Annotated in this window: 15 protein-coding genes and 1 pseudogene; 9 read left to right on the forward strand and 7 right to left on the reverse strand. The window is 71.6% G+C overall.

Going from position 1 to position 15,993, the window contains the following annotated elements; all coding sequences use genetic code 11:
- Positions 1 to 55 precede the first annotated feature (55 nt).
- On the reverse strand, positions 56 to 922 hold the full coding sequence (locus FNH04_RS09610; protein ID WP_152782370.1) for a universal stress protein: 867 nt from the start codon (positions 920 to 922) through the stop codon (positions 56 to 58).
- Positions 923 to 1,328: 406 nt separating this feature from the next.
- Between FNH04_RS09610 and FNH04_RS09615 the strand changes: the two genes are divergently transcribed.
- Complete coding sequence (locus tag FNH04_RS09615; protein ID WP_152782349.1) at positions 1,329 to 2,015, forward strand: CBS domain-containing protein; 687 nt, start codon at positions 1,329 to 1,331, stop codon at positions 2,013 to 2,015.
- Positions 2,016 to 2,121: 106 nt separating this feature from the next.
- Here the strand turns inward: FNH04_RS09615 and FNH04_RS09620 are convergent, their stop codons facing one another.
- The 6 genes from FNH04_RS09620 to FNH04_RS09650 all read right to left on the reverse strand — a co-directional run bounded on the left by FNH04_RS09620 (position 2,122) and on the right by FNH04_RS09650 (position 7,685).
- Positions 2,122 to 3,114: an Acg family FMN-binding oxidoreductase gene (locus tag FNH04_RS09620; protein WP_386573734.1), complete on the reverse strand. Its 993-nt coding sequence runs from the start codon at positions 3,112 to 3,114 to the stop codon at positions 2,122 to 2,124.
- Between the two features lie 38 nt (positions 3,115 to 3,152).
- The gene (locus tag FNH04_RS09625; protein WP_152782374.1) at positions 3,153 to 4,070 is read right to left on the reverse strand and encodes a DUF1918 domain-containing protein; all 918 of its coding nucleotides are present in this window, start codon (positions 4,068 to 4,070) and stop codon (positions 3,153 to 3,155) included.
- Positions 4,071 to 4,254: 184 nt separating this feature from the next.
- Complete coding sequence (locus FNH04_RS09630; protein ID WP_152782351.1) at positions 4,255 to 4,548, reverse strand: DUF1876 domain-containing protein; 294 nt, start codon at positions 4,546 to 4,548, stop codon at positions 4,255 to 4,257.
- 11 nt (positions 4,549 to 4,559) lie between these two features.
- Complete coding sequence (locus tag FNH04_RS09635; protein ID WP_152782353.1) at positions 4,560 to 5,957, reverse strand: nicotinate phosphoribosyltransferase; 1,398 nt, start codon at positions 5,955 to 5,957, stop codon at positions 4,560 to 4,562.
- Between the two features lie 37 nt (positions 5,958 to 5,994).
- Positions 5,995 to 6,600, reverse strand: coding sequence for an Rv1733c family protein (locus tag FNH04_RS09640; protein WP_322722821.1), 606 nt, complete (start codon positions 6,598 to 6,600; stop codon positions 5,995 to 5,997).
- 263 nt (positions 6,601 to 6,863) lie between these two features.
- The gene (locus FNH04_RS09650; protein ID WP_322722817.1) at positions 6,864 to 7,685 is read right to left on the reverse strand and encodes a universal stress protein; all 822 of its coding nucleotides are present in this window, start codon (positions 7,683 to 7,685) and stop codon (positions 6,864 to 6,866) included.
- Between the two features lie 206 nt (positions 7,686 to 7,891).
- Between FNH04_RS09650 and FNH04_RS09655 the strand changes: the two genes are divergently transcribed.
- The 8 genes and pseudogenes from FNH04_RS09655 to FNH04_RS09695 all read left to right on the forward strand — a co-directional run bounded on the left by FNH04_RS09655 (position 7,892) and on the right by FNH04_RS09695 (position 15,669).
- Positions 7,892 to 8,761: a universal stress protein gene (locus FNH04_RS09655; protein ID WP_152782357.1), complete on the forward strand. Its 870-nt coding sequence runs from the start codon at positions 7,892 to 7,894 to the stop codon at positions 8,759 to 8,761.
- A 308-nt stretch (positions 8,762 to 9,069) separates the two neighbouring features.
- Positions 9,070 to 9,405: an aromatic-ring hydroxylase C-terminal domain-containing protein gene (locus FNH04_RS09660; RefSeq protein WP_228031251.1), complete on the forward strand. Its 336-nt coding sequence runs from the start codon at positions 9,070 to 9,072 to the stop codon at positions 9,403 to 9,405.
- A 226-nt stretch (positions 9,406 to 9,631) separates the two neighbouring features.
- The gene (locus FNH04_RS09665; protein WP_152782378.1) at positions 9,632 to 10,660 is read left to right on the forward strand and encodes an alcohol dehydrogenase catalytic domain-containing protein; all 1,029 of its coding nucleotides are present in this window, start codon (positions 9,632 to 9,634) and stop codon (positions 10,658 to 10,660) included.
- A 464-nt stretch (positions 10,661 to 11,124) separates the two neighbouring features.
- Entirely contained in the window at positions 11,125 to 12,126 is a 1,002-nt protein-coding gene (locus tag FNH04_RS09675) for an Acg family FMN-binding oxidoreductase (protein WP_152782362.1), read from the forward strand.
- 522 nt (positions 12,127 to 12,648) lie between these two features.
- The gene (locus tag FNH04_RS09680) at positions 12,649 to 13,338 is read left to right on the forward strand and encodes an NADPH-dependent F420 reductase (protein WP_152782364.1); all 690 of its coding nucleotides are present in this window, start codon (positions 12,649 to 12,651) and stop codon (positions 13,336 to 13,338) included.
- Between the two features lie 192 nt (positions 13,339 to 13,530).
- On the forward strand, positions 13,531 to 13,731 hold the full coding sequence (locus FNH04_RS09685) for a hypothetical protein (RefSeq protein WP_152782366.1): 201 nt from the start codon (positions 13,531 to 13,533) through the stop codon (positions 13,729 to 13,731).
- Positions 13,732 to 13,803: 72 nt separating this feature from the next.
- Positions 13,804 to 14,571 (forward strand): annotated as a pseudogene (locus FNH04_RS09690) (universal stress protein); the annotation flags it as partial.
- A gap of 156 nt (positions 14,572 to 14,727) precedes the next feature.
- A complete protein-coding gene (locus FNH04_RS09695; RefSeq protein ID WP_322722818.1) occupies positions 14,728 to 15,669 on the forward strand; it encodes a universal stress protein in 942 nt (313 codons plus the stop codon).
- Positions 15,670 to 15,993: the final 324 nt, after the last annotated feature.

Raw genomic sequence — 15,993 nt, forward strand, 5'->3', positions numbered from 1 at the left:
CGTCCTCGCCCCTCTCCCTTCACGGGATGAACATGAGCGCGGCGGACGCCGCGGTTCAGGCTCGCTGCGGGATGACAGCGACCGGGCACTCGGAGTGATGCAGCAGGGCGTGGGCCACCCGGCCCAACTGCAGACCGAAGTGACCGTGCCGACGCAAGGCGCCGACGACCAGCAGGTCGGCGTTGGCCGACGCGTTCACGAGGACCTTGTGGGCCGGGCCCTCGATCACGTCGCGGATCACATGGACAGGCTGTTGATCAGCCACGACTTTGCGCAGCGCGCCGGACAGGACCCCGTCGGCACGGTCCCGGTGCTGTCGGGCGGCATCGTCCGAGGGGTCTGCGGACTCACCCACCGGACGCCGCCATGCCCGTACGGCGTGGAGTGCGCATCCGCGTACCTCGGCCTCGCGGAAGGCGAACCGCACGGCACCCGAGCCCTCGGTGGAATCGCCGACCCCGACCACCACCCGCCCGGCGGCTCCCCGCCGGTTCTGCTCCGGGCCACGGACCACGACGACCGGGCACACGGCACGGGCGGCCACCCCGAGGCCGACCGACCCCAGCATCAGCCCGGCGAGCTCGCCACGGCCGCGGGAGCCCGTGACCACGGCAAACGCCTCATGTCCCTCCCTCAGCAGCACGGACACGGCATCGTCGGGCAGCACCTCGCCAGACACCTTCACCTCTGCACTGCGAAGCCGGGCGCGTTCCGCGCCGGAGGCGACGATGTGCTCCGCCATGACCTCCTCGGCGGGGCGGTCCGCACCGATGGTCGGGCGGCGGCCCTCGTAACGCTCCCACAGGGAGGCGTGGACCAGACGCAAGGGCAGCCCGTGACGGGCCGCTTCGTCGACCGCCCAGTCGACCGCATGGAGGCTGGAATCCGATCCGTCGACACCCACGACCAGCGGGAGCTCCATCACCCCACCGCCTTCCTCTCCGGCCTCCACGAGCGCCCCCTGTCAATACCGTCGCACCGCCCAGGAGGTATCGCGACAGGTGAATCGGCCCTGATGGGACCTTCGGCACGGGTGCCGCCGCGTCGGTTTGCGGCGATGGTGGAGTCATACGGGCCGGTCAGCCCTCTTCCGTGCCCGTCGGACCCTGGTGGCCCGTCGCCTTCTCGCCGGAGGCTGAAGTGAGAGCAGGGCACATGGCGCGAGCGGGCCCCACCCGCGAGAGGGGGCCGGCGATGAAGCACGGCACGATCGGCAGCCTGATGGTGAACGACGCGGCGGCGGTCCGTGAGCCGTGCGGCGAGGATCCGGCACTTGATCACACACTGTGTACCCATGTCGCAGGCCCATGCGAGAGAGGAGGCCTGCCATGCCCGAGACCCCGCACGTCGTGAGCGATGTGATGACCCTGACGGTCGTGGCCGTCGGACGCGACGCGCCCTTCAAGGAGATCGTCCGGACCATGGAGCAGTGGAAAGTCAGCGCCCTGCCGGTCCTGGAGGGCGAGGGACGTGTCATCGGTGTCGTCTCCGAGGCCGACCTGCTGCCCAAGGAGGAGCTCCGCGATACGGCCATGAGCCCCTACGAGGAGCGGCAACGCCTGTCCGACCTCGCCAAGGCGGGAGCGGTGACCGCGGAGCAGCTCATGAGTACCCCCGCGGTCACGGTGCACCCGGACGTCACCTTGGCCCAGGCCGCGCGGATCATGGCCGTGAGGCACCTCAAACGGCTCCCCGTCATCGACGACGAGGGCATGCTGCAGGGCGTCATCAGCCGTGCCGACCTGCTGAAGGTGTTCCTGCGCTCGGACGAGGAGATCGAGGAGGAGGTCCGCCGCACGGTGATCGCCTACCTCTTCCCCGCGTTCAGCCACGCCATCCATGTGAACGTGGACGAGGGAGTCGTCACTCTCCGCGGACAGATCCGCGACACCTCGCTCGTTTCCGTGGCCGCACGCCTCATCCGCGCCGTGGAGGGCGTGGTGGACGTCCAGGCCCATCTCACCGGCGAGCCCGGCGAGCCCGGCGACACCGGCGCTCCGGCCGGCCTGGAGTAACAGGTCCGGCGGCGCCGAACGGGCCGACCGCGGATGCTCGTCGGCCATCACGGAGGGACGGAGGAGCAGGCGAGACGTAAGGACTGCCGGGCGGTGCGTCGCGTGTTCAGGGCTCGATGTCGAGTACGTCCGGCACCGGGCGGCGCGGCGTGCTGGGCCCCTTGGGGCCGTATCCGAGGCGCAGAACCATCTGCGTGTGACCCCTTCCGGACACCGGGTCGCGCAGCGGCCAGCGCAGGTCGGTCCACTCGACGGCCTGGCTGGCGAAGGAACTGGACAGGCCCTCGAGGGTCGCCAGCAGCAGGACGCGTTCCATGGCCTGGCCGGCCCGGAGCCAGTCCTCCGGACGGTCGTTGTCCGTGCTGAGGAGGGCCAGCTGAGGGGACCGCTCGAACTCGGCGGCGCCACGGTCGGCCACCGGTCTGGGCCCGGCGAAGTCGCGCATCGGGGCCTTGCCGCCGCGCTTGCGCGGTCCGAAGGCATAGTCCGGGACGCCGTCGGGAGCCGTGTCCACGGACGGGGCGTCGACACGGGTCCATTGCTCCAGGTCCTGGCCGCTGCCGCGGTCGGTGATGTTGCGCGCCTCGGCTTCCTGGACCAGTTCCAGCACCTCCTGCAGGTGCCACGCGGTGGGAAAGCTCAGCATGGCTCCCTCACGGTGGGCGGCTTCGCCGAGAGCCGCCCGTACCGCCTGGGGGATCTCCGTCTCCTCGAACGGGAAGCGGCTGCTGTGCCGCTCATGAATCGCCGGATACAGCGCGGCCAGGTCGCTCTCGCCGCTCGCAGCCCCGGTCAGCCGCACGGTCGCCAGCAGCGCCGGATCGGCGGGGTCGGGCAGCAGCCGGACGGCCGGGTACCAGCCCCCGTCAACCACCGCCACCCGGAGATTCAGCAGAGCGGCACCGCAGCCGAGGTGGAGAGCGCGGGTGTCGGGGTCGGAGTGCGGGATGGCACGGCCGGGATCCGCGTACACCTGGAAAGTGCGGCTGCCCCGGAAGTAACGGAAGCGCCACGGCTGAGCGTTGTGCATCGACGGGGCCGCGGCGGCGTCGTGGACCAAGGCCGCCACGCGCTCTTCGGACGGTGTTTGCCGGATCACCGGAGCCTCCCTTCGTCAGGCGGTCGACTGTGGCGGGATCACTGATCGGCCGGGCTGATACGGCGGCCGGTGAGGCGCTCGGGCTGGATCGACACCCACATGTCGCGCCCGCCACCCGCCCAGGGTTCGGTGTGGGCACGGTCGGCCAGCCGTCGTACAGCGTCGGGCTCCGTGACACCGCGCGCGGGGCCGACAACGAGCACGCTCCAGCCCTGGCTCATGGCCTCGTCCAGATGATCGACTTCGAAGGCGACATCCGTACCCACGGCCGCCGCGGGCACGGAGTCGGGCGCGGTCCGGAAGGCGATCGCCTCGTCGACGACTTCGTAGTTCACCGGGACGACCGCCGGGCCGTCGGGGGTCGACACGGCGACGCGGCCCACACCGTGGGTGGACAGCCGGGCGCGGCATTCGTCCGGGCTGAGGTCCCGCAGTCGAGGGTGGAGGAGGGCCTGCCCTTGACCGGGCGGCAGATCGATGCCGCTGCCGCGCAGGGCTGCGACGCTGGTGCCCAGAGCGGCGGCCAGGTTGAGGAGAGTCGCCATGCTCGGCTCGGCCGGCTGTTCCTCGAAGTAGTCCAGGTACTCCGGCGCCATTCTGGCGCGGCGGGCCGTCTCCGCCCGGGTCAGTCCCTGGCGTTTGCGTTCGGTGGCCACGCGGCGGCCGATGTCACCAGGGTTGGGTGCCCTGCCGGGCGGGTTCCTGCCGGACGCGGCACCGGGCTCATCCATGTCCGGCCGCCGGGAAGGCCCGTTGGCCCCGGGCCCGTGCTCGACGTGACGGATGTGCGCGTCGGGCCCCGGGAACACCAGCGTGACCTCGTCCGTGTCCGACCAGCGCACGTCGTAGGGGGGTGTCCCATCCGTGTGGTGGAGCCCGACGATCTCGCCGTCGCGCCTGGTGGCGCCGGTCGTCGGGCTTTCGATGACGAGTTGGTCGCCGAGGTGGGCTCGCATGATCGCCGCCATTTCCTCAGAGTGATGCTGTACCCAACGTGCCACGCGCGACATGCCGACGCACGGGGATGAGAGCCGCTGATCCCGGGACGGGCCGAACGGGCGGTCTGGCCGCTGCCCGAGCGGCTGTGACGACACGCTACTGGTGCGGGTCGCAGGCCGAAGCCGGACCGCGTGGTCGCGCTCACATGGGCCACCCGGCGACCTCCTGGTGAGGGCTCGGCCCAGTCGCGGGCGCGCCCTTGGCTTCGATGTCGCGTTCGGCGTCGTCCAGCAACTGCCGGGCGAGGTCGCGCATGGCCCTGCCGGCTGCCAGTTCGTCTCCGATCTTCGGCACGTCCGGGTCCACCGGGTTCCGGTGAGCGACTCCGTGGCCCGTGAGCGCCGTATCGCCGGTCTCCAGCACCACACGCGCCTTCGTCGCCCTCTCGTCCTCGAAGAGGTGGAGGCGAACCTTCCACTCCACGATCTGCGGCATCACTTTCCTCCTCACCCTGCGGAACGGTGCGATCCGGATGTGCTTCGCTCCGGGCTCCGGGGCCGCGCGGCGGGGGCGTGTGTCTCTTCCTCGATGCGGTGCCGGACCCGGTTCGTGAGAGCGGTCAGTCGTTCGGAGGCCTTCGCCCGCGGCGGCACGGGGGCTCGGATCAGCCGGGCTGCCGGTGGCAGCCCGGCCAGGTCCGCGGCGAATCTTTCCCGGCACTCGTCCAGCGGGGGCCTCGCGCTGGTGCGCCGTCCGTGCCGCATCACCGTCTCCAGCAACGGCCGGCCGCCGTCAGGCGGCTGCTCGCCGGCGAGACCTGTCACGTCGGCGTAGCCGGTACGACGGAACACCTGCTTCGAGCCGGGTGCGGTCACTTTCGCCGAGGAGAGCTTCATCACCGGGCGGCCGTCGTATTCCACCATCTTGTAGGCGGAGTCCAGATACGGGGCGTCGGCCGAGACCCCGACGCGGGTGCCGACGGCGTAGGTGTCGATCGGCGCACCGGAGCGGACCAGCTCGTCCACGGCGTACTCGTCGAGACCGCCACTCGCGACGATCCCCACGTCGGGCAGACCGGCGGCGTCGAGGATGGCGCGCGCCCGCACCGCCAGGGCTCCGAGGTCGCCGCTGTCGAGCCGGACCGCCGAGCCGGGCCCGCGGGCCGCGTGCTCGAGGTCTCGCAGTACGCGTGCTGCGATGTGGACGCCGGCCTCGGTGTCGTAGGTGTCCACCAGGAACGTCACCGGGCCGGGGTGGGCGCGGGCGAAGGCGCGGAAGGCCTCCTCCTCGGTCGGAAACGCCTCCACGAACGAGTGGGCCATCGTGCCGACCGCGGGCACGCCTTCGGCGGTGGCCGCGGCGACATTGCTGGTCCCGGCGAAGCCCACCATCGCGCTCAGACGGGCGGCCTGGTGACCGGCCTGGGGGCCATGGGTGCGGCGCAGGGAGAAGTCCACGACCGGATGCCCGGCTGCCGCGAGTACGCACCGTGCGGCCTTGGAGGCGATCGCCGTCTGATGGCTGAGCTGGTTGAGCACGTACGTCTCGGCCAGCTGGGCCTGCGGAAGAGGCGCTGTCACCTCCAGCAGGGGCTCCCCCGCGAGGACGATCCGCCCCTCCGGCACCGCGCGAACGTCGCCCGTGAACTCCAGGCCGAACAGGGGCTGCAGCTCCTGCCGCGGACGGTTCAGCGCGGAAGCGAAGGCGTCGACGTCCTCGGAGCCGACATGAAGGCCGGACAGGTAGTCCAGGGCCGACTCCAGCCCCGCGGCGACCAGGAAGCCACGCTCGGGAGGCAGGTCACGGACGAAGAGGCTGAACGTCGCGGGCCCGGTCATTCCCTCGCGCAGGTAGGACATGGCCATGGTCACTTCGTACAGGTCGGTGGTCGTCGCGTCGGACATCGGCGTCGCCTCCTCGGCTCCCGTCCGGTCTCCTGTTTCACCGGCGGAAGCGCCCGGACCACAGGGGCTCCAACAGGTCCCACTCCGCGTCCCACCGGGCGTACCTTCTCCGGTCCAGCAGATGGCGCATGCCTGCCCGCGCCGCGAAGAACCCGGCGGTCACACCGGCCGCTGCCATACCGCCCGCGAACCAGCCGCTGGTCCGCGCGTTGAGAGCGCTCATCGGCGGGTTGGTGAGGCTGCCGTCCCGGTCCACCCACACCCGCACGGTGGCGCCCTGGGGCGTCCCCGACTTCACGAGGGTGGTTCCCGTTCGCACCGTGCCGTCGCTGTCGCTCCAGCGGACCAGCGCCTGTTGCTTCGCCGCATCGGTATTGCCCTTGAGGTTCGTCGTCAGCCGGGCGGTGACCTCGTGCCGTTCCGCGGCCTGGGCCTGCACGATGCGCATCGAGGCCCCGTACGCGGTCAGCCCCGCGCTGAGCGCGGCCACCGGCAGGCCGAGGACGAGTGCCAGCAACAGGAGGCCACCGAACCAGGATTCGATCCTGTCGGACGTACGTCTCAAGGGGTTCGCCCCCTTTGACGTGTGCTCCTGGCGCGGCGGGGGCGAACCGGACGCGTACGGCGAATCCTGTGCACCCACATCGGCCTCCAGCAGGTCGCTGGTCCGTACCCCCACCACTTGTCCCACCATCGAACGGCAGCGGGCTCCGGTCACAGGGCCGAAGGTCCCTGCAGGACCGACTTCCGGCCCCGAGGCGGCCGACCGCCGACATGGTTCGTCCTGGCCGATCGCGCTCATATCAGCGGTCATATCTGGGGTCATATCTGGGGTCATATCTGGGGTCATATCTGGGGTCATATCTGGGGTCATATCTGGGGTCATGTCAGCGGTCATACCTGGGGTCATATCTGGGGAACGACCGCGACGGGGCACGGCGCGTGATGCAGTACCGCATGGTTGATCAGGCCCAGTTGCAGGCCCAGGTGTCCCTGTCGTCTGCGGGCGCCGACGACCAGCAGGTCCGCGCCCGACGCCGCCTCCAGCAGTACCCGTCGCGCCGGGCCCTCGACCACCCGTCGGCTCAGCGGGGCGTCGCGGTACCGCTCCGCCGGGCAGCGCAGGGCGTCGTCCAGCACCTGTGCCGGTGGACGCCGGTGGGCCTCCAGGGCGTGCCACGACAGGGTTTGAGGCGCGGTGAAAGCACCGAACGGTGAGCTCCAGGCATGCACGGCCACCAGCCGGCAGCGCCGCACATGGACCTCGCGGAACGCGAACTGCACGGCCGTGCCGCTTCCCTCTCCCTCCTCAACACCGACGACGATGCTTCCGAACCGAGTACCCCGGTGCTCAGCCGCGCCGCGCACCACGACGACCGGGCAGTCCGCTCGTGCCGCCACGGCCAGGCTGACCGAGCCCAGGAGCATCCCGGCAAGGTCTCCCAGTCCTCTGGCACCGAGTACGAGCGCGAAGGCGTTGCGCCCCTCGGCGACCAGTGCGGAGGCCGCGTCCGCAGGCAGCACCTCGCTCGACAGCCGCACCGTGGGAGCGTCGTTCCTGGCACGCTCCGAGGCGGCACTGATCACGTCGGACACATCGCGATCCCGCGCCGCCGCGTGCAGGAGGTGGAGCGGCACATCATGCCGGACCGCCTCCTCGGCGGCCCAGCCCACCGCCTCCAGACTCGCCTCGGACCCGTCGGTGCCGACCACCAGGGGAATGGTCACCGCCCCTGTCTCCTCTCGTGCCGGGCTCCCCGTCTCCGGCCTCCTCCACAGGTCCACATGCGCCGCGGAGGGGATTGCAGTACTCCTCGAATGAGAGAACGCACCACGCTCGGCATGCCGACGACGTCCGGACCGTCCACGCCGTCGGAATCGTTCCCGGTCATCCACCGTCATTTCCAGCTTCTTACGAGACGGAGGCCGCCGCCATGCAACCAGTCGTCACCGTGGGCCTGGACGGCTCACCCGAGAGTCTCGCCGCAGCTCACTGGGCCGCCGACGAGGCCGAGCGGCGCAAGCTCACGCTGCGTCTGCTGCACGCGTGGCCGATGCTGGCGCCGGAGCCGACGCGCATTCCTTCGGAGATCGATCAGAACTACTGGGCGAGGCGTCTCGTGCACACCGCGCGGGCGGAGCTCCAGGCAGCCCATCCGGGCCTGTCCGTCGTCGGAAACCTGGTCCCCGACGACGCCGGGCACGCGCTGGTCCAAGCGGCCTCGGAGTCCGAGATGCTGGTGATCGGTTCGCGGGGTCTGGAGCCTGTCGAGAGCTACTTCCTGGGCGACATCGGCATGGCCGTCGTGGCGCGGGCCGAGCGGCCGGTGGTGCTGGTCCGTGCCGAGGCCCGTCCCCAGGAGCCACCACCCACACCCACCGGCAGCGTAGTGGTGGGCTTGGGACTGCAGGGCCCCTGCGACGATCTGCTCGCCTTTGCCTTCGCCACCGCCGCGGCGAGGGGTGTGCCCCTACGGGCCGTCCACGGCCACAGCGTGCCGCTCCACGCCCACCTGCCCTGGGGCGTGGACCACGACATCACCGAGGAGATCAGACAGGAGGCAGGCAAACAGCTGAGCAAGGCACTCCAACCCTGGCGTGAGAAGTTTCCGCGCGTGGAGGTGACCGACACCATCGATCTCGACAGCCCCGCCAAGGCCGTCGTACGTGCCGCCGATTCCGCTGGGCTGCTGGTCGTCGGCCGCCGGGAACACCGGCACGCCCCGGCGCCACGCCTGGGCCCCGTGGCCCAGGCAGCCATCCATCACGCGCGCTGCCCCGTCGCCGTCGTCCCCCATGACTGAGCCCACTACGGCTCTTCGGCAGGAGGCCACCATGGGTGAACAGAGACCGCTCGCCCCCGGCGAGGCATGGCGGGCCGTTGCCGCGTGCTTCCGTGCCACCCCTGCCCTGCTCGCCCGGCACTGGATCCGCTTGCCGAGGGAACGGCTGGGGATGAGGTTCCGCTTCGCCGACGGCACCTCGGCCGGAGGCGGCCGCTCCGCGCGCGGCCCCCGCCATACCCGCCCTCCTGAAGCGGCGCCGGCTGGTCGCCGAGGCCATCCGTCTCATCTCCCAGCTGCGGGTGAACTACCGGCGCAGCCCCCTGTCGGTGGGGGGAGCGCCGCGCCTGCGCGGCGCTCCCCGCCCCGGAGACCGCCTGCCGGACGCGACCGTCAGCGTCGGGGGACCTCCCAGGCGGCTGCACGGGCTGCTGGCCCGCCCTGGTGTGCACCTGTTGCTGCAGCGCGACGCCGACCCGCCGCCGGACACGGCGCTCGGCCCCCGTGTCACGGTCCTCCGGCTGACGAACAGCCCCGGTCGCGGTCTGGTGGCCGTCCGCCCGGACGGGCATGTCGGCTTCCGGTGCGGGACCGCCGACCCGGCCGGGTTGACCGGGTGGCTCGCACTGATCGGCGCAGTGGCATCTCCGCCCGTCCGGCCATGAACGCCGGACGAGGGAGCCCTACCGCCCCTCCGCAGCAGTGACACCTCGCTGCCGCCGTCGGCCCGAATGGCGAGCCACCCGGCCGGCCCGGCTCAGTGGCGTGCCGCCCTTGAGGAGCCCAAGAGTTCGACCGTCCTGAGAAGTCCAGCCTTGTCCCGGTTGCCCGGGCGCCCCTCCAGAGCGACGGTGGAGAGAGCCGGCGGAGTCAGCCAGGGAGTGGGTGACCATGCGAGCCCTCGTCTACCACGGCCCCGGACAGACCTCCTGGGACACGGCAACGGATCCGGCGATCGAGGACCCTGCCGATGCCGTCGTACGCGTCGAAGCCACCAGCGTCTGCGGCAGTGATCTGCACATCCTGCGTGGAGACCTCCCGGAGGTGAAGCCGGGAACGATCCTCGGCCACGAGGCCGTCGGCGAGGTCATGGAGGTCGGCCGCGACGTCCACGACCTGCGCCCGGGTGACCAGGTGATCGTGTCGTCCGTCTCGGCTTGCGGCCATTGTCAGCCGTGCCGTGACGGCATGTACGGACAGTGCCGCGGCGGCGGTGGATGGCTCCTGGGGAGTCTGCTCAACGGAACGCAGGCCGAGTTCGTACGGGTGCCCTTCGCCGACTACTCCACCCACCGATGGCCCTCCGCCCTCCCGCTCGACGACGCCGTCCTGCTCGCAGAAGTCCTCCCCACCGCCTACGAGGTCGGGGTGCGCAACGGACACGTCGGCCCCGGAGACACCGTCGTCGTGGTGGGCGCAGGCCCCGTAGGGCTTGCCGCGGTCATCACCGCGCGGATCTACTCGCCCCGCAGGATCATCGCGGTGGACCTGTCTCCTTCCCGGCTGGAAACAGCCGGCCGCCTGGGTGCCGACGCGGCCGAACTGCCCGGCCGGCTGATCGCCGACCTGTCCGAGGGCCCCGGAGCCGACGTGGCCATCGAGGCCGCGGGTGATCCGGACAGCTTCATCCTGTGCACACGCGTCGTGCGGCCAGGAGGTCACATCGCCAACATCGGCACGCACGGCAAGCCGGCCACACTGCACCTCGAAGCTCTGTGGCGCAAGAACATGACGATCAGCACCGGCCAGGTCGACACCTCCTCCACACCATGGCTGCTCGATCTGGTGACCTCCGGACGCCTGCACGTCTCCCAGCTCGTCACCCATACCTTCGCCCTCGACCGAATGAACGACGCCTACGAGATCTTCGCCCACGGCACCGACACCGGCGCCCTCAAGGTCGTGCTGCACCGCGAATGAAGCGCCAGGCCGACCCCGCGACGGCGGGAGAGCTCCGCGTCGGAGGCGACCTCGGCGTGGGGGCCGCCGCGCGCGTGCAGGATGCGCGGATCTTCGGAGGACTCGTCCCGGCTGAAGGACAGGCGGCTGCGTACGAGCGCCTCCGCTCAGGCGGACAACTCCACGCCGTAGAGGCGGTCACCGCGCCGACGAGCGCGCCGCCCAGGACCATGACCGTCCATACGGCGACGACGATCCACGCCTCGATGACATCGTCGCGCCGTCGCAGCGGGTTGCTCCGCCACCGCCACCGCGGCGTGTGACTGCACACGGCAGTGGGCCGTTCGGCCCTGGCCGCAAAAGCGGGTGGCGATGTGTGGTCCGACCGGACCCGGGGGAGGGACTGTCGGCCCCTCGCGGCCTTGCCGTCGGCCTCTCACACTCGGAGGACAGCGAAACGACGCCGGTCTTGTGAGGAGGGCGTCATGCCCCTCAGGCAGCTCGATGCCGCGACTGTGGAGAGGTGCCTCGCCGCCGCCGTCGCCGCACCCTCGATCTTCAACACCCAGCCATGGCGCTACCGCCTGGACCACGACGCGGTCGCACTCGAAGTGCGTGCCGCTCCGGAGCGGGGCCTGCGCCACACGGACCCGACAGGCCGAGCCCTGCACCTCTCCGTGGGGGCCGCCGTCTTCAACCTGCGTGTCGCCATGACCCACTTCGGCTGGCTGCCGGTCACCCGCCTGCTGCCGAGACCCGAGGACCCCAGCCTGCTGGCCACGGTCCGTCCGACCAGTCCCACGACCCCCGGCCGTACGGGCCGTCGTGCCGACCTCTACGCGGCGATCTGGCGCAGGCACAGCAGTCGGTTCCCCTTCTCCAGCAAGCCGTTGCCCCCACACGTACGCGCAGAACTCACCGAGGCCGTGCGGGTGGAGGGCGCCGCGCTCACCTTCCCCGGGGCCGCCGAGAGGGCGCGGCTGCTGCGCTTGACCACGGAGGCCGAGCAGCGCAACAGGAGTGACCCCGACCGCGGCGCGGAGAGCCGCCGCTGGGTCCACCGGGACCCGGACGAGGCCACCGATCTCGGTCTCCCGCGGGTGGCACTCGGTCCGCAGGACGCTCAGGAACAACTCGCCATGCGCGACTTCACCGCCCAGCGACACCCCGAGCGGCTCCGCTCCCAGCTGTTCGAGACCACCCCCGTCATCTCCCTGCTGACGACGGAGCACGATCGCCGTACGGACTGGCTGCGCGCCGGCGAGGCGCTGGAACACGCTCTGCTCGTCGCCACGGTCCACGGGGTGCGGGCCTCTCTTCTGCACCAGCCGATGGAATGGCCCGACCTGCGCCGTTCCCTGAGCTCCGTCCCCGAACACGCGGGTCACGCCCAGATGCTGATCCGTCTCGGCTACGGCCCGGAAGGCCCCGCCACTCCGCGCCGCCCGCCGCACGATCTGCTGGACGGCGGGGTCGGCGGACCGTAGCCGGCGTGGCTTCGCCTGCCGGCCTGCGCCCGGAAGGGCGGATTCTCGGCATGGAGCGGCTCCGCCGTGAGCCGGCGAAGGTGCCCGTCGGCCGTATCGTCCACACGCGTCAGGCCCCTGCCCGCGGTCCTGCCGGTCAACTTCTGTCTCGACGACGGCGCGGTGCTGCTGAGCACGTCGGCGGCCTCGGAACCGGCGCGCGCGATCGACAGTACGGTGGTCGCCCCGGCCCGCGTGCACGGCGGCGACGCGGGGACCGGGGGAGGGGCACGGCCCGAAGGGCCCTACGCGCAGGTCCGGGCCCCGGCGAACACAAGGGCGCGGTCAGGACACATACGCATCGGCTGTCACACCCACCCGGGCGGCACGGCCGAAGGCCGCCCGGGTGAAACCCCGCTCGTCCCCCGGCCGACGAGCGGGCAGCGGCATCGCGGCCTGCTTGCCTGGGCCTCATGGCCGATCCGGCACACCACTGTGTGCCTTCGCCCCTCGGCCGGCCCAGCCGGAAAGGAACCCGTCTCCATGCGCTACGCCGTCCTCGGCACCGGCATCGTCGGCCGGACCATCGCCACCAGGTTGTCCTCCCTGGGCCACGAGGTCGTCATCGGCACCCGCGACCCCGCAGCGACCCTCGCCCGTACCGAGCCGGACGCCATGGGCACCCCACCCTTCGCCACCTGGCACATGGCTCACGCAGCCGTGGAACCGCGGTCCTTCACCGAGGCCGCCGCCTTCGGCGAGAGGGTCGTCAACACCACCGCCGGCGCCGCCACGCTCGACGCCCTGAAAGCCGCGGGCAGCGTGCACCTGGCGGGAAAGGTGCTCATCGACATCGCCAACCCGCTCGACCCCTCCCGGGGTATGCCGCCCGTGCTGGACCCGGTCAACACCGACAGCCTCGCCGAACAGATCCAGCGCGCCTTCCCCGACGCCCACGTCGTGAAGACCCTCAACACCATGAACTGCCGCATCATGGTCGAGCCCAGCCGCGTCGCCGGAGCACACAACGTCTTCGTCTCCGGCGAGAACAAGGGCGCCAAGCAGCAGGTCACCGAGATGCTGGTGTCCTTCGGCTGGCCCGAGAGCAGCGTCATCGACCTCGGCGGCATCGAGTCCGCCCGGGGCGCCGAGATGCTGCTGCCGATCTGGCTGCGCCTGTACGGCGCCCTCGGTCACACCGACTTCAACTTCCACATCCAGGGCGCCCACTAACAAACCCCCTCCGGCCGCGGCCGGCAGCGCGGGCACCACTCGGTCGGTGCAGCCCCGTCCGCTGTCGTACTGGCACAAGGGCCGCTTGCGCCCTGTGTTCGGGGCCGTTCGGCTCATGCGCCGCAATGCATAGGGGAGTTGGCTGAGAGGAGGGACACAACGGCGCTGGCCCGAGGGGGGAGCGAGGACACCATGGGTACGAGTCTGACACCGGAGTTCTGGGAGCGGTTCGCGGTTCTGCTGGTCGTGGCGGTGGGCGTGACGTGCGTCCTCACCGCATCGCTCGACGCGCTCGCCGTTCGGATCCTGCGTCGTCGCGTGCGCAGACCGCCGAAGCAGGCCGGGGAGCTGCCGACGGCTGCCGCGGAGCACCGCACTTCCGCCCGCTGCTGAAAGGACGCGAGCCACGTCGGCGAACCCTCCGGCGCGCACTGGCACGGTCCGAAAGTCCCTCCGCCCTGGCGGGAACGCTGTGAAGGCGTCATGCCGCCGCGTAGCCAGAAGCACCCGTCCGAGCAGCTCATGGCCGAGGACGCGGAGGACATCGTCGGCTTCGCGGCCGAGCGCGCTCGTCAGCGCAACCCGGGTGTGAAGGTCTCCATCGAGGTGGTGCCCGAGGAAGCGACGCACGCCCTCCTGCGTGCAGGCAACAACGCCTCGGCCCTGGTGACAGGATCGCGTGGCCGCGGCGAGCTGACGGGGCTGCTCCTCGGATCGGTCGGCCTGGCCGTCGCAGCCCGCGCTCCCTGTCCGGTGATCGTGGTCCGTGGGGACAAGGCCGGCGTGGCCGGTACCCACGAACGGATCATGCTCGGCGCGGGAGAGCCCGACACGAGCGGCGAGGCGGTCCGGTTCGCGTTCCGCGAGGCCGAGGTGCGCAAGTGCACGCTCTACGTCGTACGGGCCTGGCGCCGCCCCGCGCACGAGACGACCCACCATCCCCCGCCGGCCGGGGAGCCCGCGCGCTACTACAGGGAGCGGGCGTCCACTCGGCTGGACGCCCTCATCCACGATGCGGTGGCGGATCACCCAGGTGTCTGGGTACACCGTGCCACCGTCGAAGGACCGGCCCGCAAGGTGTTGCTGCACCGCTCGGCCGCCGCGGACCTCCTGATCATCGGAGCCCGGCGCAGGCACGGCCACTTCGGCCTCCAGCTGGGCCGGGTGGGGCACAGGCTCCTGCATCACGCCGCCTGCCCCGTGGCGATCGTTCCGCAGCGGTCCGGACAGTGAACCGCAACCCTCTTTGCGGGACGTCCACGTTCACCATCCGGTACCAGGGGCCGGATGGCCCCGGGCGAGGACCTGGTAGCCCCTCGCGCCGTGGGCGCTGTCGCGTGACGCTGGCCATGGGGAGCAGACCGAAACCGTGACTGCTGGAGGTGTGTCGTGCTTCCACCTGTGATCGCCGGAGTCGATGGATCCGCCGAGAGCCTGGCCGCAGCCGAGTGGGCCGCACGCGAGGCCGAGCGGCGCGACCGACCGCTACGACTGGTGCACGCCTGGAACTGGCGCCCCCGCCAGGCGGACGGCGTGCCCTCCCCCAAGCCCTCGGCTTCGCTCGAGCAGGGAGGTGCCCCCACCGCCGCGCAGCGATACCTGGGCGGGCGCGTTCTGCGCCAGGCGGAGGAACGCGTCCGCGGTGCCGTTCCCGCCGTGCGCCTGTACGACGCGCAGGTCGAGGGCCCGGCGACCGCGGCCCTGCTGAAGGAGGCCGAGCAGGGCGATCTGCTGGTACTGGGTTCTCGTGGGCTGAGCGGCTTCACCGGGTTGCTGGTGGGCTCGGCCGCCTTGGGCGTGGTGGCGAAGGCCACCCGTCCCGTCGTTCTGGTACGGGCAGGGGAGGAGGCCGAGGACGAGCACTTCCCGGAGAACGACGGCAGCGCCTCCACCACGACCGGCTACCGGGACGTTGTGGTCGGTCTCGACCTCGGCGATCCCTGCGACGAGGTGATCGAGTTCGCCTTCGAGGCCGCCCGGCTGCGTCGCGCCCGGCTGCGGGTCGTCTGCGCCTGGCAGGCGCCCTCCGCCCTCGGTCTCGGCCCCGGAGACATCGCTCTGATGGACGATCCCCAGCAGCTGGAGGAGTGGGAAGGCTTCCTGTCCGCCGTGCTCAAGGTGTGGCGCGACAAGTACCCGGACGTCGAGGTCGTGGAAGCCGTGTCGGAGGGCAAGGCCACGACGGCGCTGATCAGGGCCGCTTCCGCAGCGAGCCTGCTCGTCGTCGGGCATCAGCTGGCCGAACGGCCGGTGGGCCCGCGTACCGGTCCCGTCACCCATGCCGTGATCCACCACGTCGGCTGCCCCGTGGCCGTCGTACCCCACGACTGAGGACGACACAGGCTCTCAGGCCAGCCGCCGCGGCCGCGCCTCGGTCCGGGGCACCCCCACCACCCCGGCGAGGGTGGCACGTGGGCGTGGCGTGGGCGTGGACGGTTCGGCGTCGGTCCTGCCGCGCCTCCGCGCGGTCGCCGCATCACGCGCACTGTCCTGGTGCGGTGGTGCGGTGGTGCGGTGGTGCGGTGGTGCGGTGGTGCGGTGGTGCGGTGGCACGGTGGCGCAGTGGTACGGGGAGCGGGAGAGCGTCACCGATGGCGCCGATCGCGGGGCCGGGCACCGGGCCTCGCGACAGCGGCGGGCAGCGGGGCCGGGGGA

Origin of the sequence: Streptomyces phyllanthi (genome assembly GCF_009377205.1) — a bacterium.
Classification (GTDB): domain Bacteria; phylum Actinomycetota; class Actinomycetes; order Streptomycetales; family Streptomycetaceae; genus Streptomyces; species Streptomyces phyllanthi.